At 68.4% G+C, this 26,211-nt stretch carries 26 protein-coding genes; 14 read left to right on the forward strand and 12 right to left on the reverse strand.

The genetic code is table 11. The features are described 5' to 3' along the window. The first annotated feature begins 135 nt into the window (after positions 1-135). From P2T65_RS12115 to P2T65_RS12130, 4 genes are all read left to right on the forward strand, one after another. Positions 136-684 carry an invasion associated locus B family protein gene (locus P2T65_RS12115; protein ID WP_072249502.1) on the forward strand — a complete coding sequence of 183 codons (549 nt, stop codon included), beginning with the start codon at positions 136-138 and terminating at the stop codon, positions 682-684. A 143-nt stretch (positions 685-827) separates the two neighbouring features. Continuing rightward, positions 828-2,072, forward strand: coding sequence for a 23S rRNA (adenine(2503)-C(2))-methyltransferase RlmN (rlmN, locus tag P2T65_RS12120; protein ID WP_063188137.1), 1,245 nt, complete (start codon positions 828-830; stop codon positions 2,070-2,072). Positions 2,073-2,081: 9 nt separating this feature from the next. After that, on the forward strand, positions 2,082-2,564 hold the full coding sequence (locus tag P2T65_RS12125; protein WP_276199861.1) for a hypothetical protein: 483 nt from the start codon (positions 2,082-2,084) through the stop codon (positions 2,562-2,564). A gap of 31 nt (positions 2,565-2,595) precedes the next feature. Next, positions 2,596-3,174 (forward strand): LemA family protein, encoded by a 579-nt coding sequence (locus tag P2T65_RS12130; RefSeq protein ID WP_276199862.1) that lies wholly within the window; start codon positions 2,596-2,598, stop codon positions 3,172-3,174. 17 nt (positions 3,175-3,191) lie between these two features. Here P2T65_RS12130 and P2T65_RS12135 read toward each other — a convergent pair whose 3' ends face one another. Next, a complete protein-coding gene (locus P2T65_RS12135) occupies positions 3,192-3,833 on the reverse strand; it encodes a LysE family translocator (RefSeq protein WP_055459797.1) in 642 nt (213 codons plus the stop codon). 114 nt (positions 3,834-3,947) lie between these two features. Here P2T65_RS12135 and ggt point away from each other — a divergent pair, with 114 nt between their 5' ends. Then, a complete protein-coding gene (gene ggt / locus P2T65_RS12140; RefSeq protein WP_276199863.1) occupies positions 3,948-5,711 on the forward strand; it encodes a gamma-glutamyltransferase in 1,764 nt (587 codons plus the stop codon). Between the two features lie 12 nt (positions 5,712-5,723). Here the strand turns inward: ggt and P2T65_RS12145 are convergent, their stop codons facing one another. The 9 genes from P2T65_RS12145 to acnA form a co-directional block, all read right to left on the reverse strand. After that, on the reverse strand, positions 5,724-6,524 hold the full coding sequence (locus P2T65_RS12145; protein ID WP_055459919.1) for a DUF1223 domain-containing protein: 801 nt from the start codon (positions 6,522-6,524) through the stop codon (positions 5,724-5,726). A 92-nt stretch (positions 6,525-6,616) separates the two neighbouring features. Beyond that, the gene (locus P2T65_RS12150; protein WP_276199864.1) at positions 6,617-7,543 is read right to left on the reverse strand and encodes a lipid A biosynthesis lauroyl acyltransferase; all 927 of its coding nucleotides are present in this window, start codon (positions 7,541-7,543) and stop codon (positions 6,617-6,619) included. 64 nt (positions 7,544-7,607) lie between these two features. Continuing rightward, entirely contained in the window at positions 7,608-8,630 is a 1,023-nt protein-coding gene (locus P2T65_RS12155) for a zinc-binding dehydrogenase (RefSeq protein WP_055459795.1), read from the reverse strand. Positions 8,631-8,674: 44 nt separating this feature from the next. Further along, a complete protein-coding gene (locus P2T65_RS12160) occupies positions 8,675-9,436 on the reverse strand; it encodes an SDR family oxidoreductase (protein ID WP_055459794.1) in 762 nt (253 codons plus the stop codon). Continuing rightward, positions 9,433-10,716, reverse strand: a complete 1,284-nt coding sequence (locus P2T65_RS12165) for a beta-ketoacyl-ACP synthase (protein ID WP_055459793.1) — start codon at positions 10,714-10,716, stop codon at positions 9,433-9,435. The genes P2T65_RS12160 and P2T65_RS12165 overlap by 4 nt, the downstream gene beginning before the upstream one ends. A 12-nt stretch (positions 10,717-10,728) precedes the next feature. Continuing rightward, the gene (locus P2T65_RS12170) at positions 10,729-11,862 is read right to left on the reverse strand and encodes a beta-ketoacyl-ACP synthase (protein WP_276199865.1); all 1,134 of its coding nucleotides are present in this window, start codon (positions 11,860-11,862) and stop codon (positions 10,729-10,731) included. A gap of 1 nt (position 11,863) precedes the next feature. Further along, complete coding sequence (locus P2T65_RS12175; protein ID WP_055459791.1) at positions 11,864-12,337, reverse strand: 3-hydroxyacyl-ACP dehydratase FabZ family protein; 474 nt, start codon at positions 12,335-12,337, stop codon at positions 11,864-11,866. Positions 12,338-12,414: 77 nt separating this feature from the next. Then, complete coding sequence (locus P2T65_RS12180) at positions 12,415-12,693, reverse strand: acyl carrier protein (RefSeq protein ID WP_019400864.1); 279 nt, start codon at positions 12,691-12,693, stop codon at positions 12,415-12,417. 194 nt (positions 12,694-12,887) lie between these two features. After that, positions 12,888-15,596, reverse strand: coding sequence for an aconitate hydratase AcnA (gene acnA / locus P2T65_RS12185; RefSeq protein WP_276199866.1), 2,709 nt, complete (start codon positions 15,594-15,596; stop codon positions 12,888-12,890). 203 nt (positions 15,597-15,799) lie between these two features. On the opposite strand from acnA, the gene ccmA reads away from it, so the two are divergent. The 6 genes from ccmA (at position 15,800) to P2T65_RS12215 (ending at position 20,190) form a co-directional block, all read left to right on the forward strand. Next, entirely contained in the window at positions 15,800-16,444 is a 645-nt protein-coding gene (ccmA, locus tag P2T65_RS12190; RefSeq protein WP_276199867.1) for a heme ABC exporter ATP-binding protein CcmA, read from the forward strand. 100 nt (positions 16,445-16,544) lie between these two features. Further along, positions 16,545-17,213, forward strand: a complete 669-nt coding sequence (ccmB, locus tag P2T65_RS12195) for a heme exporter protein CcmB (RefSeq protein WP_055459788.1) — start codon at positions 16,545-16,547, stop codon at positions 17,211-17,213. Positions 17,214-17,292: 79 nt separating this feature from the next. Further along, positions 17,293-18,069: a heme ABC transporter permease gene (locus tag P2T65_RS12200; RefSeq protein WP_055459787.1), complete on the forward strand. Its 777-nt coding sequence runs from the start codon at positions 17,293-17,295 to the stop codon at positions 18,067-18,069. Beyond that, complete coding sequence (ccmD, locus tag P2T65_RS12205; RefSeq protein WP_071923172.1) at positions 18,066-18,239, forward strand: heme exporter protein CcmD; 174 nt, start codon at positions 18,066-18,068, stop codon at positions 18,237-18,239. Before P2T65_RS12200 ends, ccmD begins: the two co-directional genes overlap by 4 nt. Further along, positions 18,236-18,856 (forward strand): DsbE family thiol:disulfide interchange protein, encoded by a 621-nt coding sequence (locus P2T65_RS12210; RefSeq protein WP_276199868.1) that lies wholly within the window; start codon positions 18,236-18,238, stop codon positions 18,854-18,856. The genes ccmD and P2T65_RS12210 overlap by 4 nt, the downstream gene beginning before the upstream one ends. Before the next feature lie 8 nt (positions 18,857-18,864). Further along, positions 18,865-20,190: an adenylate/guanylate cyclase domain-containing protein gene (locus P2T65_RS12215; protein WP_055459785.1), complete on the forward strand. Its 1,326-nt coding sequence runs from the start codon at positions 18,865-18,867 to the stop codon at positions 20,188-20,190. A gap of 9 nt (positions 20,191-20,199) precedes the next feature. Here P2T65_RS12215 and P2T65_RS12220 read toward each other — a convergent pair whose 3' ends face one another. Together P2T65_RS12220 and ftsY are read right to left on the reverse strand one after the other, a co-directional pair. Continuing rightward, positions 20,200-20,862 carry a septation protein A gene (locus tag P2T65_RS12220; RefSeq protein WP_055459784.1) on the reverse strand — a complete coding sequence of 221 codons (663 nt, stop codon included), beginning with the start codon at positions 20,860-20,862 and terminating at the stop codon, positions 20,200-20,202. Between the two features lie 4 nt (positions 20,863-20,866). Next, positions 20,867-21,976 carry a signal recognition particle-docking protein FtsY gene (gene ftsY / locus P2T65_RS12225; RefSeq protein ID WP_055459783.1) on the reverse strand — a complete coding sequence of 370 codons (1,110 nt, stop codon included), beginning with the start codon at positions 21,974-21,976 and terminating at the stop codon, positions 20,867-20,869. Positions 21,977-22,033: 57 nt separating this feature from the next. On the opposite strand from ftsY, the gene P2T65_RS12230 reads away from it, so the two are divergent. From P2T65_RS12230 to P2T65_RS12240, 3 genes are all read left to right on the forward strand, one after another. Beyond that, positions 22,034-22,771 carry an RNA pseudouridine synthase gene (locus tag P2T65_RS12230; RefSeq protein WP_276199869.1) on the forward strand — a complete coding sequence of 246 codons (738 nt, stop codon included), beginning with the start codon at positions 22,034-22,036 and terminating at the stop codon, positions 22,769-22,771. Positions 22,772-23,152: 381 nt separating this feature from the next. Beyond that, positions 23,153-24,895 (forward strand): type I secretion system permease/ATPase, encoded by a 1,743-nt coding sequence (locus P2T65_RS12235; RefSeq protein ID WP_055459781.1) that lies wholly within the window; start codon positions 23,153-23,155, stop codon positions 24,893-24,895. Further along, the gene (locus tag P2T65_RS12240) at positions 24,892-26,211 is read left to right on the forward strand and encodes an HlyD family type I secretion periplasmic adaptor subunit (protein WP_276199870.1); all 1,320 of its coding nucleotides are present in this window, start codon (positions 24,892-24,894) and stop codon (positions 26,209-26,211) included. The genes P2T65_RS12235 and P2T65_RS12240 overlap by 4 nt, the downstream gene beginning before the upstream one ends.

The following is a 26,211-nucleotide window of genomic DNA, read 5'->3' on the forward strand; positions in this document are numbered from 1 at the left end:
AACGTTTCGGCTTCATGAACGGCTGCGCACCGGGACCGATGCCGGCCGGCGCGATCATAATTTCGCCCCCTTCCGGACGCCTACGAGGCGCCGGGCGGGATGTGTTCCACTCGAACGAGGGAGTGTGACGCTCTGATGATTCGAGGATTTTCGGCGCGGCCCGGCGCGGGCCTTTTCGTGATCGGCGCAGCCGTTGCCGCCCTGGTTGCGAGCCAGCCGGCGGCGGCGCAGGGTGCGGCCGGCGGCCAGGCGACGCTGCTTGCCACCTACGGCGACTGGGGCGCCTATGCCACCGGTCAAGGCAATGCGCGCGTCTGCTACGCCATGACGCAGCCGAAGCAGCGCCTGCCGGCCGGCCTCAACCGTGATCCCGCCTATCTCTTCGTCTCGAAGCGGCCAGCCGAGAACGTGCGCAACGAGGTCAGCTTCGTCATGGGCTTCCCCACGCGCGAGAATGTCGATGCCCGCGCGACTGTGGGCGATACGGCCTTTGCACTTGTTACGAAGGGCGAGAATGCATGGGTCAAGGACCCGGCGCAGGAGAGCCAGGTGATCACGTCCTTCCAGCGTGGCGCCAAGCTGGTCATCAACGTGGAATCGCGCCGCGGCAACAAGCTGACGGACGAATACTCGCTCCAGGGCTTCACGCAGGCGCTGAAACGAGTGAACGACGAGTGCAAATGAGCGGCTCCAGCCGAACGGCTGCGATGAAACGCCTCTGGACGGGTCGGCCCCGCATCGGGTTATCGGCCTCGTTGCCGGCATGAGGTGACGATGACGGCCCCGGCGTGTTATAGCGCCGGGACTTTCTGTTTTGGACCGGACCCATGCAAGTGCCCTCGCAGGAGGCGGCGCTCCGCGCCCCTTCACAACCGCGCCCCGTGGCGATGCCCGTCAAGCCCTCGCTCGTGGGCATGACTCGCCAGGAACTGCGCGACAGCCTCGCCGCGCTCGACATCCCAGCGCGCGAGCTGCGCATGCGCGTCGGCCAGTTGTGGCACTGGATCTACCTGCGCGGTGCCCGCGACTTCGACGTCATGACGACCATCGGCAAGGGCCTGCGCGCGCGGCTCGCCGAGGCCTATACGCTGGCGCGGCCTGAGGTAGTCACTGAGCAGGTCTCGCGCGACGGCACGCGCAAATGGCTCATGCGCATGCCCTCGACCAGCCCCTTCGACAAGGGCGCCGAGATCGAGTGCGTCTACATTCCCGAGGTCGACCGCGGCACGCTCTGCGTGTCGAGCCAGGTCGGCTGCACGCTCAATTGCTCCTTCTGCCACACCGGCACGCAGAAGCTCGTCCGCAACCTCACCTCTGCCGAGATCGTCGCCCAGGTGATGGTGGCACGCGACCGGCTCGGCGACTGGCCGGACGAGAACCCGCCCGAGGGCGCCTTCGTGCCGAGCGACGGCGGGCGCTTCGTCACCAACATCGTCCTCATGGGCATGGGCGAGCCGCTCTACAACTTCGACCACGTAAAGGCGGCGATGGACGTCGTCTGTGACAATGAGGGCCTCGGCATCGGCCGCCGCCGCATCACGCTGTCGACCTCCGGTGTCGTGCCGATGATCGCCCGTGCCGGCGAGGAGATCGGCTGCATGCTGGCCATCTCCCTGCACGCCGTGCGCGACGACCTGCGCGACGTGCTGGTGCCGCTCAACAAGAAATACCCGATCGCCACGCTGCTCGAGGCCTGCCGCACCTATCCCGGCGTTTCCAACGCCAAGCGCATCACCTTTGAATATGTGATGCTGAAGGGCGTCAACGACAGCGAGGCGGACGCCCGGGCTCTCGTGCGCCTGCTCAAGGGGATTCCGGCCAAGATCAACCTCATCCCGTTCAATCCCTGGCCGGGCAGCCAGTATGAATGCTCCGACTGGGAGACGATCGAGCGGTTCTCGCAGATCGTGTTCGATGCCGGCTATGCGAGCCCCGTGCGCACGCCGCGCGGCCGCGACATCCTGGCGGCCTGCGGCCAGCTGAAGAGCGAGACGGAAAAGCTGAGGGCCCGCGCCCGCCTGATGCTCGAATCCGGTATCGGCGCCGAGGGCATGTTCTCCGCCGCCGAATAAAGGCCCCTCATGCGCTTTCTCGTCCGGCTCGCTGTCGTCGCTTTCGCGCTCGGGGCAGCCATCACGGCCGGCTTCATCTTCTTTGTCGTCGCCAGCCTCGGCGAGCCCGCCATGCACGAGCTCATCGCCGGCCTCGGCTTTGCCGGCTTCTTCGCACTGTTCGACGCCATCATGAGCGAGGGCGCGCCGGATGTGGCGGCGCTCGCCATCGGTGCCGCGCTGTGGACGATGGCGCTCATGGTGCTCGTCCTGCCTCCGGCGGTCGCGGCTGCGGCCGGCGAGATCGGCGGCTGGCGCTCTTTCGTCTGGTACGGCGGGGCGAGCGGCCTCATCAGCGCCGCCATGCCGTGGGCCGCCGGCGCCGGCCGGGCCGGCGAGGGCGAATTGCGCATCACCTTGCTTCTGTTTCTCACCGGTTCGTTGTCGGGGCTCGTCTATTGGCTCATTGCCGGCCGCACCGCGGGCATCGAGCGCAGCGAGCCTGCGGCATGAGGCCAGCGCGTTTCATGAAGGAGTTCAATCGATGATCTCGCGGCGACTCGCGCTCGTTGCCGGCCTGGCCGTGATTGTGGCGGCCGCTGCCTGGGTGGCTGTCAGCGCCAACAATGCGCCGCATTATGGTGCGGCGGCCCGCGAGGCCTGGCGCGAGGTGGAAGAGCAGTTCCGCGCCCGTGCCGACATGGTGCCCGAAATCATCGCCATGGTGGAAACGGTCAACACCACACAGGGCCCGCTCGTCGAGCGGCTGCGCGAGGCGCAGGCCGCGGTCCTTGCCCTGCGGCCCCGGCCGGAGGCGCCGACGGATCCCGCACGCTTCCGGAGGTTCATGGAGACGCAGGACGACCTCTCCCGGGCGCTCGGCAAGGTCATGGATCTCATGAACCTCTATCCCGACCGGCGCTCCAACCCCGAGATCCGGCGGGTGCTCGATGCGCTGGAAACGCGCGAGAACCGCATTGTGGTCGCCCGCAGCGATTTCGTGAGACTCGCCCGCAGCTACAACCTGTCGATCAGCCGCGTTCCCGGCCGCTGGGTGGCGCTCGCCTTTCTCGGGCCGCAGCCGCGTATGGTCGAGACGTTCGATCCGCCGCGCAACGGCTGAACCGTCGGCGCCGTCTGTCAGCGGCCCTGGGTCGCGAGGATCTTCAGGGCGAAGGCGCCAAAGAGACCGGCGAAGGCGAAGTCGAGCCCCCGCATGATGCGCGGGCGGCCCTTGAGAGCGCGGACCACCTTGTCCGCCGCCAGGATGAGCAGCACGGCGAGCGGCAGCGAGAAGGCGATAAAGTAGAGGCCGAGAAAGATAAGCTTGGCCGAGGCGTGCGGGTCGCTGGCCGCAACGAACTGGGGCAGGAAGGTCACGAAGAACAGCACGATCTTCGGATTGGTGAGATTGACGCCGATGCCGAGGAGGAAGGTGCGTGCGAAGGAGGCCGGCGGGCGCGCGCCCGCCTTGACGTTGAGGGCCGAGCCGTTGCGGACGGCATCCACGGCGAGCCAGAGCAGATAAAGGGCGCCGACCACCTTGAGGATGGTGAAGGCAGTCGCCGAGGCCGCGAGAAGGGCTGAGACGCCGAGAGCGGCAAGCAGCGTGTGCACGCAGCAGCCGGTGAGCGCGCCGAGCATGGCCGCGATGCCCGAACGCCGCCCCTCGGCCATCGTCTTGGCAAGGAAAAGGCTCATGTCCGGCCCCGGCGTGACGAACAGCACGAAACAGGCCAGCGAATAGGCGATGAGGACGGCAGGCTCTGGCAGGAACGTCATGCAAAACCTCGTAGGGACAGCGGCTGCAATTTTCCGCTGCGCGCGCCGCATGCGGCATGTTTATCAGCATGCGGACAAGACGCTAACCTCCACTTTCGCATGTGGAGGAGATCCATGACGTCATTCCGCTCCATCCGGCCGCTCCAGGCGCTTCTTGCCGCCGTTTCCATCGCTGTTGCCGCCCCGCTCGCCCTCGCCCAGCAGCCGGTGGCGCCTCCGGCCGGCCAGCCCATCATCTCCGGCCAGGCGCGGCTGCTGCCGGTCATCGCGCCGAACGGCATGGTCTCCTCGCAGGAGGCCGAGGCGACGCGCGTCGGCGTCGAGGTGCTGCGCAAGGGCGGCAACGCTGTCGACGCGGCGGTCGCGGTCGGCTTCGCGCTCGCCGTGACGCTGCCGCGGGCCGGCAATCTTGGCGGCGGCGGCTTCATGCTGGTCCATCTCGCCGAGCGCAACGAGACCGTCGCTATCGACTATCGCGAAAGCGCGCCCGCGGCCGCGCACCGCGACATGTTCCTCGACGAGAAGGGCGAGCCGGACCCGAAGAAGTCGCGCGATTCGGGCCTTGCCGTCGGCGTGCCGGGCACAGTCATGGGCCTAGCCCACGCGCTCGAGAAATATGGCTCGGGCAAGTTCACCCTGGTCGATCTCGTCGCCCCGGCCGAGCGCCTGGCGCGCGAGGGCATCGCGGTAGAGGACGACCTTGCCGATTCGCTGCCGCAGGCTTCGGCCCGTCTCGGTCGCGACCCGGCGACGGCCGCCATCTTCCTGAAGGACGGGCGCCCCTTCCAGAGAGGTGAGCGCCTCGTGCAGCGCGACCTCGCCGACACGCTCGCAGCCATTGCCAACGGAGGGCCGGATGCCTTCTACCGCGGCCCCGTGGCCGAGAAGATCGCCGCCTCCGTCAAGGCCGCGGGCGGCGTCATGACGGTGGAGGATCTCGCCCGCTATCGCGTCATCGAGCGCAAGCCCGTGCGTGGCACCTATCGCGGCCACGAGGTGGTGTCGATGCCGCCGCCGAGCTCGGGTGGCGTGCATCTCGTCCAGATCCTCAACATCCTCGAGGGCTTCGATCTTGCTGCGATGGGCGCCGGCAGTGCCGACGCGCTGCACGTCATGGCCGAGGCGATGAAGCCGGCCTATGCCGACCGGGCGGCCTGGCTCGGCGATCCCGACCGCGTCGACGTGCCGCTCCGGGGCCTCACCTCGAAGCTCTATGCCGACAGCCTGCGCGTCGCGCTCGACAAGGACCGCGCCCGCCGCGCCGAGGAGGTCAAGGCCGGTGATCCCCTGCCGCACGAAAGCGACCAGACGACGCATTTCTCGGTGGTCGACAAGGACGGCAATGCGGTCGCCAACACCTATACCCTCAACTTCTCCTATGGCGCCGCCTTCGTCGCCGCCGGCACCGGCGTGCTGATGAACAACGAGATGGACGATTTTGCCGCCAAGGTCGGGGCGCTGAACGCCTACGGTCTCGTCGGCGGCGAGACGAACAGCGTCGCGCCGGGTGCGCGCCCGCTCTCCTCGATGACGCCAACCTTCCTGTTCAAGGACGGCAAGCTCGTGCTCGTCACCGGCAGCCCGGGGGGCAGCCGCATCATCACCACGGTGCTGCAGGTGATCGTCAATGTGGTCGACTTTGGCATGAACATCGCCGAGGCGGTGGTCGCACCGCGCATCCATCACCAGTGGCAGCCAGACCGGTTGCTCGCCGAGGGCGGCCTTTCTCCCGACACGCTCAAGATCCTCGCCGCACGCGGCCAGAAGATCACTGTCGGCACCACCTCGGGCTCGGCCAATTCTATCATGGTCACGCCGGAGGGGCTCGCCGGGGCGTCCGACACACGCCAGCGCGGCACGCTCGCGGCTGGATACTGACGGACGCCGCAGTCACAGGCCCGGGCTCTTGGCCGCGCCGAGGATCGGCCCCGGCACCTTGCCGGTGCCGCGCTGCAGGATGAGCACGTAGCCGTCGCATCCGTCCGGGCGGGCGATGTCCTGCGGCAGCATGAAGGTGGCCTCGCGCCCATACCACTTGCCCACCTTCATGATGCCGCGCACCACGTTGGTATAGATCACCTGCCGGCCGGTGTTCTCGCCGCGGCCAATCTTCACGCGCTCCCGGCGCTTCACCGGCATCAGCCACAGCACGCCCTTCGGCGGGCCCTTCTCTGCCTCGTCGTCAGCTGCCGCGGCGCCAGCCTGTACGACATCATTAATCCCTTGGGGCGCCGCTGCCACGGAGACGTGCACCGTCGCCCCATCCGACGAGAGGGTGAGCGGCACGCTCATGGCGCCGGCCTGTTTCTCGGCAGCGAGCGCGGCCTCGACTGCCTTGCGGTCCGAGCCGATGGCATGGCGCAGCCCGTCGATGACCATTTGCGGTGTATAGACCTGCCGGTCGCCCCGCTGTTCTGCATAGCCGCGCTGCCGCGCAGTGTAGGACGCGCTTGCGAGCGTGTCCTTCCAGCCGAGATAGTCCCAGTAATCCACCGGCAGCGTCAGGGCAACGACACCCGGCTCACCCGCGAGTTCGCCAAGCAGTGCATCGGCCGGCGGGCACGAGGAGCAGCCCTGGCTGGTGAACAGCTCGACTACACTATGGATCGCCTGCTCGGCCCGGGCACGCTCCCAGCTGACGGCCGCGAGAACCATGGTTGCGAGGACGAGGCTGGCGGCCCAGCGCTTCATGAACACCGATCCCTTTTCCGAAGGGTCACAATGAAGCGCAAGCCGTGCCGTCGCGAAAGTCACTTTGCCTTGATCATGGGCGACGCTGGGCATCATCGCGCCGGAACCCGCCAGCGCCTGTGCATCCACAGCCACTGCTCCGGGTGCTCCCGCACCCAGCCTTCGACCACCGCCGTCATGACGGCCATGGCGCCCTCGACGTCGATTTCGCCTTTGGCGTCGCGCGGCAGATCGATGGGCGGTGTCAGCTCCAGGCGAAAGCGCAGGCCGGGGAGGCGGATCACCCGCACGCCATGCACCGGGCAGTCGAAGCGCCTGGCGAACTTGGCGAGGATCGGGTTGGTCTTGGCCGGGCGGCCGAAGAAGGGCACCGTGACGCCGCGGGTGAAGTGCTGGTCAATCAGCATGCCGAGATGGCCGCCGCGCTCGAGCACGCTCTGCATGGCGAAGGCCGCCCCCTGCCGCGCCGCCTCGAGCCCGCCCATGGTGCCGCTGCGTACCTCGTGCACCACGCGCGCGACAGCCGGCGTGTTGGGGGCGCGGAAGACCGCCGTCGCGTCGAGCCCATAGCGGGCGGCGCAGATGGCCGGCAGCTCCCAGTTGGCAAGATGGGCGGAGAAGATGATGCCCGGCTTGCCGTCGTCGCGCAGGGCCTCGAAATGCTCGATGCCGTCCACCTCCACCCGGGCGTCGGCCTTCGGGTTGAAATGGTCGTAGTCGAAGAGGACGTCGAGATGGGCATATTCGGCGCCCGTACGGCCGAGATTCTCCCATGCACCGCGCACGATGGCGCGGATTTCGTGTTCGCTCTTTTCAGGAAAGGCCGCGCGCGCATTGGCAAGCCCGATGCGGTGCACGGGCAGGAGAGGACCAATGGTTCGGGCGACGGCGCCGCCGAGATTGCTCGCCCGCTCGGGCCCGAGGAGGCGCAGGACGCCGAAGACGGCCCGCACGAGGCCCACCATCACGACCTCGGCGACGGCGAGCCCAGCGCGCTTGAGCGTTGAAGCCGGCCTCACGCGCCAGCCCCTTCGCCTGCCCTCAACCGGATCGATGCCATGCGCCGCGCTTTCGGCCACATCGTCAGAAGCGCACCAGGATCTTGCCGAAGACCTTGCGGCTCTCGAGCCGCTCCAGCCCCTGTGCGAAATGCTCGAGCGGGAAGACGGTGTCGATCACCGGCGTGAGGCCCGACGCCATTTTGTCGAGCGATTCGCGGATGTTGCGCATCGAGCAGCCGAAGGACCCGAAGATGCGATACTGCTGCTGGAAGAGCTGCATCAGGTTCATGGTCGTCGACACGCCCGAGGTTGAGCCGCAGGTGACGAGCCGGCCGCCGCGCTTGAGGCAGAGCAGCGAGCCGTTCCACGTGTCCGCGCCCACATGCTCGAAGACGACGTCGACGCCCTTGCGCTTGGTGAGGCGCCTGACCTCGCCCTCGAAGCGCTCGTTGCGGTAGTTGATGACGTGATCGGCCCCGAGCGCCTTCGCCTTCTCGCCCTTCTCGTCGTCGCCGACGGTGGTGTAGACCGTGCAGCCGATGGCCTTCGCCATCTTGATGGCGGCGGTGCCGATGCCCGAGCCGCCGGCGTGCACCAGCACGCTCTCGCCCGGCTCCAGCCGCGCATTGTCGAACAGCATGTGCTGCACGGTGCCGAAGGCGATCGGCGCGCAGGCCGCGTCCTCAAACGAGACCTCGTCCGGCACTTTCACCACAAGCCGCTGCGGCATGTTGACGAAATCGCAGGCAAAGCCGTCGACATGGAAGCCCATGATGCCGCCGACGTTCTCGCACAGGTTGTCGCGGCCCTCGACACAGGCCCGGCAGATACCGCAGGTGCGCGCGCCGTACAGGGCGACCTTGTCGCCGACGTCGACATGCGTCACGTCCTCGCCGATGGCGACGACTGCGCCGGCGGCCTCGGCTCCGACGACGAGCGGCATCTTGCGCTTGGCGAAGGCCATGCCGCGGAAACCCCACACGTCAATGTGGTTGAGCCCGACGGCATGGACGCGGACCTGCACCTCGCCGGGGCCGGGATGGGGCGGGTTCTCCATCTCCTCCAGCCTCAGGTCGCGGTCGCCGTGGAGCCTTAATGCGCGCATGAGCCTCGCCGTCTCTTCGAAATTCTGGTCTGGGGCGTGCCGCCTCAGCGGTGCACGCCGATCTGCGCGGTGAGCCCGCCGTCGATCGGCAGGACCGCCCCCGTGATATAGCCTGCCGGTTCCGAGAAAAGAAAGGCGACGAGGCCCGCGACCTCCTCCGGCCGGGCGAAGCGGCCGGTCGGGATCTGCTTTTCCATATTGGCGCGATAGGCGGCGTAGGGCGCCATCATGTCCGTGTCGATGAAGCCCGGCGCCACGTAGTTGACGGTGACGCCGCGCTTGGCGGTTTCCACGGCGAGCGTGCGGATGTAGCTGAGGAGCGCGCCCTTGGAGGCGGCATAGGCGGCATTGCCCGGGTTGCCCTGCAGGGCCGCCACGGAGCCGATGACGACGATGCGCCCGGCCCGCGCACGCAGCATGGTGCGCATCAGGCCCTTGGCGATCTGGGTCAGCGACCAGAAATTGACCTGCATCGCCGCTTCCGCCTTGTCCTGCGCCATCATGGCCGCGAGCGCGTCGTAGGACTGGCCGGCATTGTGCACGAGGCCGAAGTAGGCCGTCTCCTCGACGGCCGCGCAGAAGGCGTCGAGCGCCGCCCGGTCGGCGAGGTCAAGCGCGAGCGCCCGCACCGAGCGGCCGGGATGGGCTTGTTCGAGCTCCCCGGCGAGGGCCTCTGCCGCCTCGGCCGAAGCCCGGTAGGTGAAATCGACGTCGAAGCCCTGCGCCACGAGCGCGCGCACGATGGCCCCGCCGACGCCCTTGGCGCCGCCGGTGACGAGAACGCGCCTTGCGGGTTCGCCGCTCATGCCGGTTCCGCCGCGAAGACGAGGCAGGTGTTCTGCCCGCCGAAGCCGAAGGAGTTGGAGAGCACGCGGCCGACCCTTGCGTCCCGCGCCACGTTCGGCACCACGTCGAGCGGGATCGTCGGGTCGGGCACCTTGTAGTTGATGGTGGGCGGAATGCGCCCCTCGCCGATGGTCAGGAGCGAGAACACCGCCTCGATGGCGCCGGCCGCCGTCAGCGTGTGGCCGATCATCGACTTGTTGGACGAGATCGGCACCTCGCGCATGCGCTCACCCATGACGGCGAGGCAGCCCATCGATTCCATCTTGTCGTTCTCCGGCGTCGACGTGCCATGCGCGTTGATATAGTCGATGTCGTCCGGCGTCAGCCCCGCGTCCGCGATGGCTTCACGCATGGCGGCGATGGCGGGCGCCCCGTCCGGGCTCGAGCGCGTGCGGTGAAAGCCGTCGCCCTTCTCGCCGCAGCCGAGGACGAAGCCGAGGATCGTCGCCCCGCGCGCGAGCGCGTGGTCATAGTCCTCCAGCACCAGTGCCGCCGCGCCCTCGCCCATGACGAAGCCGTCGCGGTTCTTGGAGAACGGCTTGGCGGCCTCCTCCGGCGGGTCGTTCTGCGTCGAAAGCGCCGACAGCAGCGAGAAGCGGATGAGCGATTCCGGGTTCACCGAGCCGTCAGTGCCGATGGCGAGCGCCGCCGAAACCTCGCTGCGGCGGATCGCCTCGACGCCGAGCTGGATGGCGGTGGCACCCGACGAGCAGGCGGTCGACAGCGAGACGGGCGAGCCCTTGGTGCCGAAGCGGTCCTGGATGCGAGCTGCCACCGTGCCGAAGAGGAACAGTTCGTGCCAGGCTTTGAAACGGCCTGTCTCGGCGCCCGCCAGAAGCGTGCCGTAACTGGTCTCGCCATTGCGTTTGCCAGCCTGCGCCAGCGCCTCGCGCTGCGGCCATTCCATCTCCACGGGGGGGACGGCCATGAACAGGGCGCCGGGAAAATCGCCGGGTCGGCCGATGTCCGCTTGCGCGACCGCTTCCTTGGCGGCGCGCAGGGCGAGTTGCTCCGACAGCGCCGGCGCGCAGAACGGTTCGGCAGCCACGAAATCGACGGTGCCGGCGATCGTCGTGCGCAGGTTGTCGATGGCGAACCGGTTGATGCGGTGGATGCCTGAACGCCCGGCCGTCAGGGCCGTCCAGTTGTCGGTTTTGCCCTCGCCGAGCGAGGTGACGACTCCCATGCCCGTCACGACGACGAGGGGGCGCCCATGCTTGTCCCTGTGGGGCGTGGCCATTTCTGCCTCCGCTCAGATGCGCTCGATGAGGGCGAGGCCCTCGCCTCGGGCATGTCCGATGCTCGTCACCGCCGCCTGCCGCGCGTCGCCGCGCCTGACGAGGGCCGCTGCCAGCGCGACGCCGGCGGGGAACTGCGGCTCCAGCATGTTGCCGAAGAGGTCGCCCGTGGCGATGCGCCGCGTGCCGTCGGTGCGCCGGTCGAGCACCGCCTTCTCTTCCGCCGTGATGCCGGCGACGCCGGTGGCGCCCGAGACGACGAGGCCGCTCGCCGCGTCGAAGCCGCCGGCCCTTTCGAACAGGCCGTCGAGCGCCTCGCCCGCCGCGCCGGGCACGCGGCGCGCCTGATCGGCGCCCACATGCGCAAGCCGGGCGATGGCCGTTGCCCCGCGCGCTTCGGCATGGTCGCGCGCCTCAAGCACGAGGAAGGCTGCGCCGCTGCCGGGGATGAAACCGCCCTTCTCACCGCGCTCCCAGACGCTGGCGAAATGACCCTTCCACAGGAGGCCGGCCATCTCGTAGACGAGCAGCACGTCCGGCCGCTCGGCATTGTAGGAGCCGCCGACGAGGAAGATGTCGCCCTGGTTCGCGGCGATGCGCGCCTTGGCGATCCGCAAGGCATCGACGCCGGCTTGCTCCTCGCCCATGAAGGTGCGCGTTGCGCCGGTCACCCCGTGCACGATGGAGATGTTGCCGGCGAGGAGGTTTGACAGCTGGGCGAGGAAGAGCGTGGGCCGGAGATCGCTCATCAGCCGCTCGTTAAGAAAGGCGCCAGGATCGGCCGCCTCGGGCAGGCCGGTGAGCACCTGGCCGTCCACCTGATAGTCGCGCTCGCCGCCGCCGGCCGCGCAGACGAGGTGGAGCTTGCCGAGGAGCGCCTTGTCCTCCTTGATGCCGGCATCGTCCAGGGCGAGCCCCGCCGCATAGACGCCGAGCTTCTGCCAGACTTCCATCTGCCGCTGGTCGGACTTCTTCGGGATCTGCCGCTCCCATTCGAGCGGCACGACCGGATGCACCAGATGCGGCTTGAAGCGCTCGGCCTCGACGGTCCCCGGGCGGCCGGCATCGACGGCGGCGAGATGCGCCTCGATGCCTTCGCCGAGATTGGAGACGATGCCGATGCCGGTGATGAAGACCTCGCGCGTCATGTCATGCCTCCGGGACGGGCGCGTCGAGCGCAAGGCCGAGTCCAAGGGCCTGTTCCCGCATGCGGTCCGACAGCCCCGCAGGGAAGGGCAGCATGCGGAACATGAGCTCGGCGTCGCAGATGCCTTTGCCGGCGCTCGAAATCTTCGCTCTGGTCACGGCGTAGCCGGAACCCTGGTGGATGCGTCTGGCCTCGATGACGAGCGGCGCGCCCGGCCCGACGAACGAACGGAACTTCGCCTTCTCGACGCCGGCGAGGAAGGGCATATGCGTGAAGCGCGTCAGCGCCAGGATGAGATAGCCCGAGGCCTGCGCCATGGTCTCGGTGAGGAGCACACCCGGCATCAGCGGGTGATCCGGAAAATGCCCCTCGAAGACGGGGCTTGCCATCGGCACCGTCGAATGGGCTTCGAGCCGCTCGCCCGCCTCCTCGAAGAGGGCGACACGGTCGATCATCTGGAAGTATTCGAGGCGCATGGGCTCTTCGGGATCTGCCGGCCCGACGCCGCGGTGAAAGGCCGCACCGCCGGTGAAAAGACGTTTTCAGGCGTGCGTCAGGCCTTGGCGGCGACGAGCTCGTCGATACGTGCGCACAGGTTCTTGAGCACGAAATATTCCTCGGCGGGCACCTTGCCTTCGTTGACTTCCTGCGTCCACGTCTCGAGCGGCAGCTTGATGCCGAAGGCCTTGTCGATGGCGAAGGCGATGTCGAGAAAGGCGAGCGAGTCGACACCGAGATCGTCGATCGCGTGGCTCTCGGGCGTGATCTGTTCGCGGGGGATGTCGCACGTCTCCGAGATGATGCCGGCGACGGTCTCGAAAGTGGAAGCCATCGCTTCTCTCTCCTGTCTGTTTGCGGCGGGGCGGAGCAGCGGTCGCGGATGGGCGCCCCGTCATCCGCTGAACGCAGGTTCCGTTGAAAGCGGTTCCCTATACATGAGCGCCGGCGGTTGTCCAACCGCCGGCGTCGTTGTTCTCCATAAACCCGCTGCCGGTGCCTGCGCAAGCGCCGGCCTGCCGGCTCGGATCAGGCCGCGAGCTGGCGCAGCACGTAGTGCAGGATGCCGCGGTTCCTGAAGTACTCCAGCTCGTCGAGGGTGTCGATGCGGCACAGCAGCGGCACCGTCTTGACCGTGCCATCGGCGAAGGTGATCTCGGCTTCCAGCCTCTGGCGCGGCTTGAGGCCGGCCGAGATGCCGCGGATGGTCACCGTCTCGTCGCCCTTGAGGCCGAGAGTCTGCCAGGACGTTCCTTCCTCGAAGACGAGCGGCAGGACGCCCATGCCCACGAGGTTGGAGCGGTGGATTCGCTCGAAGCTCTGGGCGATCACGGCGCGCACGCCGAGGAGGTTGGTGCCCTTGGCCGCCCAGTCGCGCGACGAGCCGGTGCCGTATTCGCGGCCGGCGAAGACCACGAGCGGTACGCCTTCGGCCTTGTACTTCATGGCCGCGTCGTAGATCGGCAGACGCTCGCCGTCCGGCCAGTGGAGGGTGTAACCGCCCTCGACGACATTGCCGGCCTCGTCCTTCACCATCTGGTTCTTGATGCGGATGTTGGCGAAGGTGCCCCGCATCATGACCTCGTGGTTGCCGCGGCGCGTGCCGTACTGATTGAAGTCGGCGACCGCGACACCATGATCGATCAGGTACTTGCCGGCCGGGCTCGCCGCCTTGATGGAGCCTGCGGGCGAGATGTGGTCGGTTGTGATCGAATCGAGGAAGAGGCCGAGCACCCGCGCCCCGATGATGTCGCTCGTCGCCTCGGGCGTCTTGCCCATGCCAACGAAATAGGGCGGGTTGGCGACATAGGTCGACTGGCTGTCCCAGGCATAGGTCTGCCCGGCCGGCGCGTCGATCTTCTGCCAGTTCTCGTCACCCTTGAAGACGTCCGCATATTTCGTGCGAAACATTTCGTTGGTGATGTAGGCGTCGATGAACCCCTGGATCTCCTTCGGTGACGGCCAGATGTCCTTGAGGTAGACTGGCTTGCCGTCCGAGCCGGTGCCGAGCGGCTCGGTGGTGAGGTCGACCTGCATGGAGCCGGCAATCGCATAGGCGACGACGAGCGGCGGCGAGGCAAGATAGTTCGCCTTCACGTCCGGATTGACGCGGCCCTCGAAGTTGCGGTTGCCGGAGAGCACCGCCGCGGCGACGAGATCAGCCTCGTTGATGGTCTTCGAGATCGGCGCTTCCAGCGGGCCCGAGTTGCCGATGCAGGTCGTGCATCCGAAGCCGACGAGATTGAAGCCCATGGCGTCGAGATCCCCCTGCAGGCCTGACTTGGCGAGATACTCGGCCACCACCTGCGAGCCGGGTGCGAGCGAGGTCTTCACCCACGGCTTCGGCTTCAGGCCCTTCTCCTTCGCCTTGCGGGCGAGAAGCCCGGCGCCGATCAGCACGCTCGGGTTCGAGGTATTGGTGCAGGAGGTGATCGCCGCGATCACAACGGCGCCGTGGCCAAGCGCGAAGCTGTCGCCGCGCGTGTTCGAGGATGGTGCTGTCTTGCCCGCTTCGCCCGGCTTCTTGAACTCGTTCTCGAGCGAGGTGAGGAAGCCGGCCTTGGCGTCGGCCAGCGTCACGCGGTCCTGCGGGCGCTTGGGGCCGGCGAGCGAGGGGACGACGTCGTCGAGGTCGAGCTCGAGCGTGTCGGTGAAGACCGGATCGGGTGTGCCGTCCTCGCGGAACATGCCCTGCACCTTGGCATATTCGCCGACAAGGGCGATGCGCTCGGCGTCACGGCCGGTCTTGTCGAGATAGCGCAGTGTCTCGGCGTCGACCGGGAAGAAGCCGCAGGTCGCGCCATATTCCGGCGCCATGTTGGCGATGGTCGCCTTGTCCTCGAGCGTCATGTGCGCGAGGCCGGGGCCGTAGAACTCGACGAACTTGCCGACGACGCCCTTCTTGCGCAGCATCTGGGTGACGGTGAGCACGAGGTCTGTCGCCGTCACGCCCTCCTTGAGGCGGCCGGTGAGCTTGAAACCGATGACCTCCGGCAGCAGCATGGACAGTGGCTGGCCGAGCATGGCCGCCTCTGCCTCGATGCCGCCAACGCCCCAGCCGAGTACGCCGAGGCCATTGACCATCGTGGTATGCGAATCGGTGCCGACGAGCGTGTCGGGATAGGCCGTCGTCTCGCCGCCCTCGCTCCTCGTCCAGACGGTCTGGGCGAGATATTCGAGGTTCACCTGGTGGCAGATGCCGGTGCCGGGCGGCACCACGCGGAAGTTGTCGAAGGCGCTCTGGCCCCACTTCAGGAAGCGGTAGCGTTCCTGGTTCTGCTCATATTCGCGGGCGACGTTCTGGGCGAGCGAGGAGGACGAGCCGAAGAAGTCGACGACCACCGAATGGTCGATGACGAGGTCCACGGGCACGAGCGGGTTGATGCGCGTCGGGTCGCCGCCGAGCTGCTTCATGGCGTCGCGCATGGCCGCAAGATCCACCACCGCCGGCACGCCGGTGAAATCCTGCATCAGCACGCGCGCCGGGCGGAAGGCGATTTCGCGCCCCGCGGCGCCCTTGTTGACGAGCCACTCCTTGACGGCGACGATGTCGTCCTTCGTCACCGAGCGGCCGTCCTCGAAGCGCAGCAGGTTCTCGAGCAGCACCTTCATCGAGAAGGGCAGGCGCGAGATGCCGTCGAGGCCGTTCTTTTCCGCTTCCGCCAGGGAGTAGTAGGTATAGGTCTTGCCGCCGACGGAAAGCGTCTTGCGGCTCTTGAAACTGTCGATGGTCGTCACGGCTGGGATCCTCACATCACGATGATCGAACTAGAGGTTCGTTCGGCCGATGCGCGAAGTGCGCGCGCCGCTCCGGGGGCGCCCGGGGATCCACGCGACGAGGCGCGCGGCGCAGCCACGGGTCATATAGAGAATTTTCCTGCGTTCCGCTACACGGACGACAATCATTCTAAAGAAGGCAGGCATGCGAGAGGGGCGGGCTCATGCGCATTTCGGTTGAAGGGCTCGCCTGCCGGCGCGGGGAACGTCTTCTGTTCCGGGACCTTTCTTTCGCGCTGGCGAGCGGCGAGGCGCTCGTCGTCACCGGTCGCAACGGCGCCGGCAAGTCGAGCCTCATCGCCATGCTCGCCGGCCGCCTCACGCCGGCGGCGGGAGAGATCCGCGCCGAGGGCATCGGTGAGGCGACGCTCGCCGAGGTCGCCAACCACGTCGGTCACAAGGAAGGGCTGAAGGCGTCGCTGACGGCCGAGGAGAACCTCGCCTTCGCCGGCGCCATGCTCGGCCGGCCGCGGCTCTCCCCGCGCGAAGCGCTCGCGCGCGTCGGCCTCGCCCGCGCCGCGGACCTGCCGGCGGGCTATCTCTCCGCCGGGCAGCGGCGGCGCGTCGCGCTCGCCCGCCTTTTCGTCTCCCGTCGCCCGCTGTGGCTCCTCGACGAGCCAACCTCGGCCCTCGATGCGGCCTCGCAGGCCCGGCTCGCCGAGGTCATGCAGGGCCATCTGGCGGAGGGCGGCCTCATCATCGCCGCAACCCACGCGCCGCTTGGGCTCGAGGGGACGAAGACGCTGAGCATCGACGCGCATGTGCCCGGCGTCGACATGCCCGGCGGGGCAGAGGGGGAGCGGGCATGAGGATGGAGAACACGGTCTTTCGGCCAGGCGCGCCTCTCTCCTCCGCGCAAGGGGGAGGGGCTGGACCATGCCGCCTTCCTAAAAAACCAAGCGCCCTGACATGACCCGCGCCTTCCTCGCTCTCGTCCTGAGGGACCTAAGGCTGGCGGCCCGTGTCGGCGGCAGCGGCGCCATGGGGCTCGTCTTCTTCCTGATGCTCGTCGCCGTGGTGCCCTTCGCGCTCGGGCCGGACCTCAATCTCCTTGCCCGCATCGGCCCGGCCCTCCTGTGGTTCTCGGCCGTGCTTGCGACGCTCATCGGGCTCGACCGGCTGTTCCAAACCGACGTCGAGGATGGCGCCATCGATCTCATCCTGTCGAGCGATACGCCGCTCGAGGTGCTGGTGGCGGCGAAGGGCGTGGCGCACTGGCTGACCACCGGCCTGCCGCTCGCGCTCTGCGCGCCCCTCTTCGGCCTGCTGCTGGCGCTGACGCCCGGGGCGATGCTTTCCGTCGCGGCGACGCTCGTCGTCGGCACGCCGGCGCTGACCTTCATCGGCGCCGTCGGCGCGGCGCTCACGGCCTCGCTCGGGCGCGGCGGGCTGCTGCTCGCCATCCTGGTCATGCCGCTGATGGTGCCCACCCTCATCTTCGGCGTCTCCGCCGCCAGCGCCGCGACGGCTGGCACCATCGCCTTCCTCACCCCCTTCCTGATCCTTGCGGCCTTGTCTCTTGTCGCGATCGTGATCGGCACCTTCGCCGCCGCCGCCGCCCTGCGGCAAAGCGCGTGACGAAGCGCCCAATTGCAGCCACGATCGCGCGACGTTAGATCAGGCCCAAGATTCCTCGAAACCTGGAACGAACGACCGCGTGCCGCGCCTCTCGAGCCTCTGGAACCTCGCCAATCCGACGCGCTTTCTCGGCCTCGCCGACAGGCTGCTGCCGTGGCTCGCCGCGCTCGCGTCCGCGCTGCTCGGGGTCGGGCTCTACCTGTCGTTCTTCGTCGCGCCGCCGGACTACCAGCAGGGCGAGACGGTGCGCATCATGTTCATCCACGTGCCGGCCGCCTGGCTCGGCCTGTTCATGTACGTGATGATGAGCGCCTCGGCGCTCGGCACGCTCGTGTGGCGCCACCCGCTCGCCGACGTCGCGCAGAAGGCCGCCGCGCCCATCGGCGCCGCCTTCACCTTCGTCTGTCTTGTCACGGGCTCGCTCTGGGGTAAGCCGATGTGGGGCACGTGGTGGGTGTGGGACGCGCGGCTCACCTCCGTCCTCGTGCTCTTCCTCATGTATCTCGGGATCATGGCCCTGTGGCGGGCGGTGGACGATCCCGGTCGCGCCGCGCGCGCCGTCGCCGTGCTGACGCTCGTCGGCGTGGTCAACATCCCGATCATCAAGTTCTCGGTGGACTGGTGGAGCACGCTGCACCAGCCGGCGGCCGTCTTCCGCATCGACGGGCCGACCATTCATCCCTCGATGCTGTGGCCGCTCCTCGTCATGGCCCTTGGCTGCACGGTGCTCGCCATAGCCCTGCATGTCGCCGGCATGCGCAACGAGATCCTGCGCCGGCGCGTGCGCAGCCTGCGGCTGATGGAGGCCGAGCGCCTCGACGCCGGCGCCGAGACGGCTGCGGGAGCCGCCCGATGAGCGATCCCCACGCCGGCTTCATCATCGCGAGCTATGCCTTCACTGCGCTCGTCATCGGCGGGCTCGTGCTGCGCGCCATTATCGACCATCGTGCTCAGCGGCGCGCGCTCAAGCAGCTCGAGGCGCGCGGCGTGCGCCGCCGGTCCGCACGGCAGGAGGCCGCCCCATGAGTCAGCAGCAGAACGGCCTCGCGGCAGATGACGATGCGGGTTCGCCCGAGATGCGCCGTCGCCGGCTCATCCTTCTCCTCCCGCTCGGAATCTTCCTGTTGCTTGCCGCGCTCTTTCTCGTGCGGCTCTTCGTGGGCGATCCCTCACGCGTTCCCTCGGCGCTCATCGGCCGTCCCGTGCCGGCCTTCGCCCTGCCGCCGCTCGAAGGACTGTCGGGGCCGGGCGGTGCGCCGGTCCCGGGCTTCTCCGATGCGGACCTGAAGCGGGGCGAGGTCACCATCGTCAACGTCTGGGCCTCCTGGTGCGCGCCCTGCCGGCAGGAGCATCCCCTGCTGATGGAGCTTGCGGCCCAGCCGGGCGTGCGCCTCCTCGGTCTCAACTACAAGGACAATCCCGAGAACGCCCGCCGCTTCCTTGGCGCCCTCGGCAATCCCTTTGGCGCGGTCGGTATTGACGAGAGCGGCCGCGCCGCCATCGATTGGGGAGTCTACGGCGTGCCCGAGACCTTCATCGTCGGGCCCGACGGCACCATCAGGCACAAGCACATCGGCCCGTTGACGCCGGACAGCCTGAACGGCACTTTCCTGCCGGCACTGAGAGCGGCGCAGCAACGCTAGGGGGATCGATGGCGCCAGCCCTTCCGGCGAATGGCAGCGAGCGCCTGCTGCTAGAGGCCGACCTGTCGGCCGAACGGGCAGCGAGCGTGGTGCGCATGGCCATCGCGGTCGCGCTCCTCGTGACCGTGGAGGTTGTCCTCAAGCGCAGCAACGACATCTCGCTGCTCGATCTTACGGAGGCGCGCAACCAGGCGCGGGCGACGCTTGGCCTCCTCTTCTTCGCGGGCCTTGCGGTCTATCTGCTCGTGAAGTTCGGCCGCTGGCGGCCATGGATGGCCTATGTGACGGTGACGGTCGACATCGCCGTCCTCACCGGCAGCCTTCTCGCCGACCTGCGCGACCTGCGCCTGCCCGTCGCGTTCATGAGCATGTTTCCGGTGGTCGGAGTGTTTCCGCTGCTGCTTGCGGTCAGTGCCCTGCGCATCCGTCCCTGGGTGCAGCTCTATGCCCTGTGCCTGACCCTCGTCGGTTTGGCACTGGTCGCCTGCTTGGGGGGATGGGGCTCGAACCTCGCTCCGGAGACCTTCCTGCGCGATGCGGAGATGTTCTATTCCGTACCGGCGAACACGGCCCGTGCCGCGATGCTCGCGCTCGGCGGGGCGGTGCTCGTGCTTGGCGCCGTGCGCGGCCGGCGCCTGCTCAACCGGGCGGTGGCCGAGACGACACGCCGGCTGAATCTCGCGCGCTATCTCCCCGCCGAGCTTCTGCCCGTGCTGTCGAGCGACAACATCGAGGACCTGCGGATAGGACGCCGCGCCGAAGTGGCGCTCGTCTTCATCGACATCCGCGGCTCGACCGCCATGGGCGAGGCGATGAGCCCAGCGGCACTCACCGGCTTCATCGGCGCCTTCCGCGCCCGCGTCACGCGGGCGGCGCGCCAGCACGGCGGTGTCATCGACAAGTTCATCGGCGACGGCGCCTTCATCATCTTCGGTCTGCCGCAGACGAGCGGCGACGATGCGGCCCGGGCGCTTGCCTTCTGCCGCTCGATGCTTGCCTCGGTCGACGAGTGGAACGGGCTGCGCAAGGCAACCGGTGCCGTGCCGGTAGCGGTGGGCATCGGCGTTCACTTCGGCACGGCCTTCGTCGGCGCCATCGGCGACGAGCAGCGCCTCGAATTCACCGTCATGGGCGATGCCGTCAACGTCGCGGCCCGACTCGAGGACGCGACTAAGGCCCTCGAGGTACCGCTGGTCGCCTCGGGCGACGTCCTCAGGGCGGCGGGCGAGGATCCTGAGCGCGCCGGCTCGCATTGGCGAAGCCTTGGAACGCAGACCCTGCGCGGGCGCAACGAGGCGATGCCGATCTACACGCTGGAGAATGACGCCGTTTGAGCCTGTGGCTCAGGACTTGGTGCCCTCGTCCGTCGCCGGACTGTGGCGCATGATGAGCGGCGTTTGCGCGAGCGCGAAGGCAAGCGTGATGGGCATCACGCCGAAGACCTTGAAGTTCACCCAGAAGTCCGTCGTCTGCGTGCGCCAGACGACCTCGTTCAGCAGCGCGAGAAAGAAGAAGAACAGGCCCCAGCGCAGGGTCAGCTTGCGCCAGCCTTCGGCGTCGAGCTCGAAGACGCTGTCGAGCACGAAGCCGAGCAGCGACTTGCCGAACAGAAGCCCGCCGAGCAGGACCGAGCCAAACAGCGCGTTGACGATGGTGGGCTTGAGCTTGATGAACAACTCGTCGTGCAGGACGAGCGTCAGCGTACCGAAAACGAGGACGACGATGCCGGAGACGAGCGGCATGATCGGCAGCTTGCCGACGAGCCGGTAATGGATGGCGAGCGCCACCAGTGTCGCGAGCATGAAGACCGCCGTCGCCGTGAAGATGCCGGCCTGGCCGCCTGCCAGGATCGAGGCCGGCACGAGCGGCTGCATGAGCGGCGCGAACAGCCCCGGGCGGGTGTTGGCGAGGAAGAACAGTCCGAGCGGCCCAAGCTCCAGCGCGAGCTTGATGAGCGGCGGCAGGTGCTGGCCCTTCGGGTCGCTTTCCACAAGTTCCTTCGACATGCTCTTATGCTTCCAATCCGGCGATGGCGCGGGCGAAATCGCGTGCCGTGAAGGGTTCGAGGTCCTCGACGCCCTCGCCGACGCCGATGAAATGCACGGGCAGGCCGAATTTGGCGGCGATGGAGACGAGGATGCCGCCGCGCGCCGTGCCGTCGAGCTTGGTCATGACGAGACCCGTGACGCCGGCCGTCTTGCCGAAGATCTCGACCTGGTTCACCGCGTTCTGGCCGGTCGTGGCGTCGAGCACGAGGAGCACCGCGTGCGGCGCCGTCTCGTCGAGTTTCTTCATCACCCGCACCACCTTCTCGAGTTCGGCCATAAGGCTGGCCTTGTTCTGCAGCCGCCCGGCGGTGTCGACGAGCACGACGTCCGTGCCGCTCGCGCGCGCCTCGCTGAGGGCGTCGAAGGCGAGACCGGCCGCGTCCGCCCCCTGCTCGCGTGCGATCACAGCCGCGCCGGTGCGCTCGCCCCACACCTTGAGCTGTTCGATGGCCGCGGCGCGGAAGGTGTCGCCCGCCGCCAGCATGACCTTGCGCCCCTCGGCGCGGAACTTCGCCGCGAGCTTGCCGATGGTGGTCGTCTTGCCCGAGCCGTTGACCCCCACCATGAGGATGACGAAGGGCTTCCTGCCGGCGTCGACGGCAAGCGGATGCGCCACGGGGGCGAGCACCGCCTCCACCTCGCGCGCCAGCACGGCCTTGACCTCCTCGGGGTCGATGGCCTTGTCGTAGCGCCCCTCGGCGATCGAGCGGGTGATGCGCGCCGCTGTCTCGATGCCGAGGTCGGCCTGGATCAGGATGTCCTCGAGGTCGTCGATGGTCGCGGCGTCGAGGCGGCGCTTGGAGAAGAGCTCGGTGATGCCGAGGCCGAGCGAGGACGAGGTGCGCGCCAGCCCCTCCTTCAGCCGCTGCCACCAGCTGCGCCGGGGCGCGGGCTGGGGAGTGGCCTCGGGCGACGTTTGGGGCACTGCCTGGGGCGGGGCCTCCTGCGGCGGTGATGGCGGCTGCGGCGCCTCGGCTTCGGAAGGCGGCGCCTGCGGCTCCGGCTGGGCGGTCTCGCCGCGCCGGAAGAGCCGGGCCAGCATCCCGCGCTTGTCCTTGTCGCCGTCGCTCATCGGTCCTCGCGTTCTTTTCCCTTGCCCTCGGCCTGCCCCCTCGATAGCCCGAAGCGCATGAACGAGAAAGAGTTGCCGTTCGATATAGTGTCGCGCCTCCTCTATCGCGACGCGCTGATGCTGGTGATCGACAAGCCGGCGGGCATGCCCGTTCATCCCGGCCCGCGCAGCGGCACGGCGACGAGCGACGAGACGCTGAGCGACCATCTCGACGCATTGCGCTTCGGCCTGCCGCGGCAGCCCGAGCTCGCCCACCGGCTCGACCGCGACACCTCCGGCTGCCTCGTGCTCGGCCGCCATCGCAAGGCGCTCGACAAGCTGGGACGCCTGTTCCAGTCGGGCAAGGTCGAGAAGACCTACTGGGCCATCGTCGAGGGCGGGCCGGGCGACGAGGAGGGCGAGATCGACATGCCGCTCGCCCCGCGCGATCCCGCGCGGGGCTGGTGGATGAAGGTGGATGCTGCCGGCCAGCCGGCGCTGACGCGCTGGCGCGTCCTCGGGCGCGGGGAGGGCGTCAGCTGGCTCGCCCTGATGCCGGTGACCGGCCGCACCCATCAGCTGCGTGTCCATTGCGCCGCGGCGGGCTTCCCTATCCTCGGCGACACCATCTACGGCCATGCCCCGCGCAGAGGCGGGCCGGGGCTGCACTTGCATGCCGCCGCGCTCGCCATCCCGCTCTATCCCAGCCGCGAGGCGGTACGGGTCGCAGCCCCCGCGCCGCCGCACATGCGCGCCGCCCTCGACGCGACCGGTTGGTGCGAGGCAACGCCCGCGCATGCGACAGCCGGGCGCTGAGCGTGATTCGCTGTCCGCGTGGCGATCGTGCCTCTTCCTGCCATAGGGCCTGAGATATCTGCATGCCATCGTCTGTCATATCAATAGCAATCTTTCAGTCGTCGCAAGCTTCATCAATAATATTCAATCGATATTTTGCTTTCAGCGCAATTGATGTGGCGCTCCGGCGCTTCTTATTTATCCAGTAAAGACGGACGCGTATACAGATTGTGCGGGCGCTTCCGGTCAGGGGCGCTTCGGGCCGGGGGGCGGCGGTCCTTCCACCTTCCCCCACGGTGTGCCGCAGCACGCCGCCCCCCGGCTCCGCACCTGGCGGCTGCGCGATCGCCGCATCCGCCTGATGTCGTCCGCTGCGGCGGACTGTCCTAGGGACGCGAGCCGATGAGTGAGCCGCGCAGCGAACTGGCGACTGCATTTCGGCGACTGCGTTGGGTTTTCGGAGGTCTTGCCCTCATCTCTGGCGTGATCAATTGCCTCGCGCTGTCCGGCTCCATTTTCATGCTGCAGGTCTACGACCGGGTGCTGTCGAGCCGCAGCGAGCCGACCCTGGCCGCATTGTGCGTACTCGTCGTGCTCCTCTTCGGCTTCCAGGGGGGGCTCGAGGCGGTGCGCAGCCGGGTGCTGGGGCGGATCGCCAGCCACCTTCACGCCGAACTCGCTCCCCGCGTCTTCCGCTGCGTGCTGGCGCTGCCGCTCAGGAGTGCGCTTCAGGACGACGGTCTCACCCCGGTGCGCGACCTCGACACGCTGCGCAGTTTCGTAGCAGGGCCCGGCCTCTCGGCCTTCTTCGACTTGCCGTGGATGCCGCTCTACATGCTCTTCGTCTTTGTTCTGCATCCCTTCCTCGGTCTCCTCGCGACTGCGGGTGCCTTGGTGCTCGTCGGCCTGACCGTGGCGGCCGAGATCCTCTCGCGCCGGCCCCAGCGCGTGCTGGCTGTGCAGAATGTGCAACGTATCAACCTCGGCCTCGCCGGTCGCCGCAATGCCGAGGTGCTGCGCGCCATGGGCTTTGGAGAACGGCTCACGGCGCGCTGGCTGGGCCTCAATCAGGCCTTTCTCGCCGAGCAGCGGCGGGCAGGCGACATCGTCGGCGGGCTCGGCGCCGCTTCCCGCGTCCTGCGGCTCCTGCTGCAGTCGCTCATTCTCGCACTCGGCGCATGGCTGACCATTCGCGGCGAGGTGACCGCAGGGGCCATCATCGCCGCCTCGATCGCCGCGACCCGGGCGCTCGCGCCGGTGGAACTGGTCATCGGGCAATGGAAGTCCTTCGTCGCCGCACGCGACAGCTGGCACCGGCTCGCCAGCTTGCTCAAGGCGATACCGCCGGCGGCGCGACGGCTCGACCTGCCGGCGCCCGTCGCCAGCCTTGCCGTCGAGCAACTCTCGGTCGCAGTGCCGGGCCAGCGCCGGCCGAGCGTTCGCAACGTCTCCTTCGGGCTGCAGGCGGGGCAGGCGCTCTGCATCATCGGCCCAAGCGCCGCCGGCAAGTCATCCCTCGCGCGGGGCCTCGTCGGCGTCTGGCCGCTCGCCTCGGGCACGGTGCGTCTCGACGGCGCCGCCCTTGACCAGTGGGACGAGACCGTCCTCGGCCGCCACATCGGCTATCTGCCCCAGGACGTGGAGCTGTTCGCCGGCACCATCGCCGCCAACATTGCCCGATTCGAGGACGAGCCGGATGCCCAGGCGGTGATCGCCGCGGCCATGGCGGCCGGTGTGCACGAGATGATCCTGCGTCTGCCGGACGGTTATGAGACGCAGATCGGTGAGCGCGGCGAGGCGTTGTCGGCGGGCCAGCGCCAGCGCCTGGCGCTGGCCCGGGCGCTCTATCGCGATCCCTTCTTCGTGGTCCTCGACGAGCCCAACTCCAACCTCGATTCGGAAGGTGAGACGGCGCTGACGGAAGCCATCCATGGTGTGCGTGCCCGCGGCGGCATCGTCGTCGTGGTGGCGCACCGCCCGGCCGTGCTCGCGGGCGTCGACCTGATCGCCATCCTGCGCGACGGAGCGCTGCAGGCCTTCGGCCCGCACCAGGAGGTGCTGCGCCGCATGCGCGGGCAATCGGGGCCCGTCCGAAGCTCCGCACCGCTGGCCGTCGTCGAGGAAAACAAAGCGGGTGCCCAATGAGCGCATGGTTTCCACCCGGAGGCTGCGACGCGCGCTCGATCCGGCGCAATATGGCGCTCGGCCTCGCAATGTCCTTCCTGCTGCTCGGCACGATCGGCGGCTGGGCATCGGTGGCGCAACTGGCCGGTGCCGTCATCGCTCCCGGCCTCCTCGTCGTCGAATCCAACGTCAAGCGCGTACAGCATCCCACCGGCGGCGTCCTCGGCCAGCTCAATGTCAGGGAAGGCGACGTGGTGCGGGCTGGCGACGTCTTGGCGCGGCTCGATGCCACCCTTGCCAGGGCCAGTCTGCAACTCGTCTCCAAGCAGCTCGACCAGGCGGCCGGCCGCGTCGCACGGCTCATCGCCGAGCGTGACGGCCTGTCGGAGATCGTCTTCCCCGCCGGCCTGGTCGCCAGGGCCGGCACGGACGACGAGGCCGCTGCGGTCATCGATGGCGAAAGCCGCCTCTTCAGGGCCCGACGGATGGCGATGGAGGGTCAGAAAGCGCAGCTGCGCGAGCGCATCTTGCAGTCGCGGCGCGAGATCGATGGCCTCGATGCCCAGCAGACGGCAAAGGGCCGGGAGATCGCACTGATCGAGGATGAACTCGCCGGTGTGCTGGCGCTGTTCGAGCGTAACCTCGTCCAGATCAACCGACTCAAGCATCTGCAGCGGGAGGCCGCGCGCCTCGGCGGCGAGCGTGGCCAGATCGTCGCCGCCATCGCCCAGGTCCGGGGGCGCATCGCCGAGACGGAACTGCAGATCATCCAGCTCGACCAGAACCGCCGGACCGAAGTGATGCAGGAGCTGCGGGACTACGAGGCCCGAATCGGCGAATATGTCGAACGCAGGACGGCAGCGCAGGATCAGCTCGCGCGGATCGACATCCGCGCCCCGCAGGACGGCATCGTCCATCAGCTCGATGTACACACGGTTGGCGGGGTTGTCAGCGCGGGGCAGGTCATGATGCTTATCGTCCCGCGCAGCGACGAACTCGTCGTCGAGGCCCGGGTTTCGCCGGGCGACATCGACCAGGTGACGCCGGACCAGATGGCCGTGGTGCGCTTCTCGGCCTTCAGCCAGCGCACCACACCTGAACTCGCCGGCATCGTCACCAGTGTCGCGCCCGACCTCCTCACGGTCGCGGCGACGGGTGAAGCGTTCTACAAGGTCCGGATCCACATCGCGCCGGATGAACTCGCCCGCCTGCGCGGTCTCAGGCTCCTCCCGGGCATGCCGGTCGAGGTCCATATCCGCACCGGCTCGCGCTCGGCTCTCTCCTACATGCTGAAACCGCTGACGGACCAGCTGGCGCGCGCCTTCCGGGAGGAGTGA

Origin of the sequence: Chelatococcus sp. XZ-Ab1 (assembly GCF_029309855.1) — a bacterium.
GTDB lineage: Bacteria > Pseudomonadota > Alphaproteobacteria > Rhizobiales > Beijerinckiaceae > Chelatococcus_A > Chelatococcus_A sambhunathii.

What these genes read in the sequence shown, in the direction of transcription:
- P2T65_RS12130 (WP_276199862.1), top strand. Translation starts at nt 2,596, where the DNA reads ATGATCTCGCGGCGACTCGCGCTCGTTGCCGGCCTGGCCGTGATTGTG.
- P2T65_RS12155 (WP_055459795.1), bottom strand. Translation starts at nt 8,630, where the DNA reads ATGCGCGCATTAAGGCTCCACGGCGACCGCGACCTGAGGCTGGAGGAG.
- P2T65_RS12125 (WP_276199861.1), top strand. Translation starts at nt 2,082, where the DNA reads ATGCGCTTTCTCGTCCGGCTCGCTGTCGTCGCTTTCGCGCTCGGGGCA.
- P2T65_RS12160 (WP_055459794.1), bottom strand. Translation starts at nt 9,436, where the DNA reads ATGAGCGGCGAACCCGCAAGGCGCGTTCTCGTCACCGGCGGCGCCAAG.
- P2T65_RS12210 (WP_276199868.1), top strand. Translation starts at nt 18,236, where the DNA reads ATGAGTCAGCAGCAGAACGGCCTCGCGGCAGATGACGATGCGGGTTCG.
- P2T65_RS12240 (WP_276199870.1), top strand. Translation starts at nt 24,892, where the DNA reads ATGAGCGCATGGTTTCCACCCGGAGGCTGCGACGCGCGCTCGATCCGG.
- ftsY (WP_055459783.1), bottom strand. Translation starts at nt 21,976, where the DNA reads ATGAGCGACGGCGACAAGGACAAGCGCGGGATGCTGGCCCGGCTCTTC.
- P2T65_RS12235 (WP_055459781.1), top strand. Translation starts at nt 23,153, where the DNA reads ATGAGTGAGCCGCGCAGCGAACTGGCGACTGCATTTCGGCGACTGCGT.
- P2T65_RS12165 (WP_055459793.1), bottom strand. Translation starts at nt 10,716, where the DNA reads ATGGCCACGCCCCACAGGGACAAGCATGGGCGCCCCCTCGTCGTCGTG.
- P2T65_RS12180 (WP_019400864.1), bottom strand. Translation starts at nt 12,693, where the DNA reads ATGGCTTCCACTTTCGAGACCGTCGCCGGCATCATCTCGGAGACGTGC.
- P2T65_RS12135 (WP_055459797.1), bottom strand. Translation starts at nt 3,833, where the DNA reads ATGACGTTCCTGCCAGAGCCTGCCGTCCTCATCGCCTATTCGCTGGCC.
- ccmA (WP_276199867.1), top strand. Translation starts at nt 15,800, where the DNA reads ATGCGCATTTCGGTTGAAGGGCTCGCCTGCCGGCGCGGGGAACGTCTT.
- ccmD (WP_071923172.1), top strand. Translation starts at nt 18,066, where the DNA reads ATGAGCGATCCCCACGCCGGCTTCATCATCGCGAGCTATGCCTTCACT.
- P2T65_RS12215 (WP_055459785.1), top strand. Translation starts at nt 18,865, where the DNA reads ATGGCGCCAGCCCTTCCGGCGAATGGCAGCGAGCGCCTGCTGCTAGAG.
- ccmB (WP_055459788.1), top strand. Translation starts at nt 16,545, where the DNA reads ATGACCCGCGCCTTCCTCGCTCTCGTCCTGAGGGACCTAAGGCTGGCG.
- P2T65_RS12145 (WP_055459919.1), bottom strand. Translation starts at nt 6,524, where the DNA reads ATGAAGCGCTGGGCCGCCAGCCTCGTCCTCGCAACCATGGTTCTCGCG.
- rlmN (WP_063188137.1), top strand. Translation starts at nt 828, where the DNA reads ATGCAAGTGCCCTCGCAGGAGGCGGCGCTCCGCGCCCCTTCACAACCG.
- P2T65_RS12170 (WP_276199865.1), bottom strand. Translation starts at nt 11,862, where the DNA reads ATGACGCGCGAGGTCTTCATCACCGGCATCGGCATCGTCTCCAATCTC.
- P2T65_RS12115 (WP_072249502.1), top strand. Translation starts at nt 136, where the DNA reads ATGATTCGAGGATTTTCGGCGCGGCCCGGCGCGGGCCTTTTCGTGATC.
- ggt (WP_276199863.1), top strand. Translation starts at nt 3,948, where the DNA reads ATGACGTCATTCCGCTCCATCCGGCCGCTCCAGGCGCTTCTTGCCGCC.
- P2T65_RS12220 (WP_055459784.1), bottom strand. Translation starts at nt 20,862, where the DNA reads ATGTCGAAGGAACTTGTGGAAAGCGACCCGAAGGGCCAGCACCTGCCG.
- P2T65_RS12230 (WP_276199869.1), top strand. Translation starts at nt 22,034, where the DNA reads ATGAACGAGAAAGAGTTGCCGTTCGATATAGTGTCGCGCCTCCTCTAT.
- P2T65_RS12175 (WP_055459791.1), bottom strand. Translation starts at nt 12,337, where the DNA reads ATGCGCCTCGAATACTTCCAGATGATCGACCGTGTCGCCCTCTTCGAG.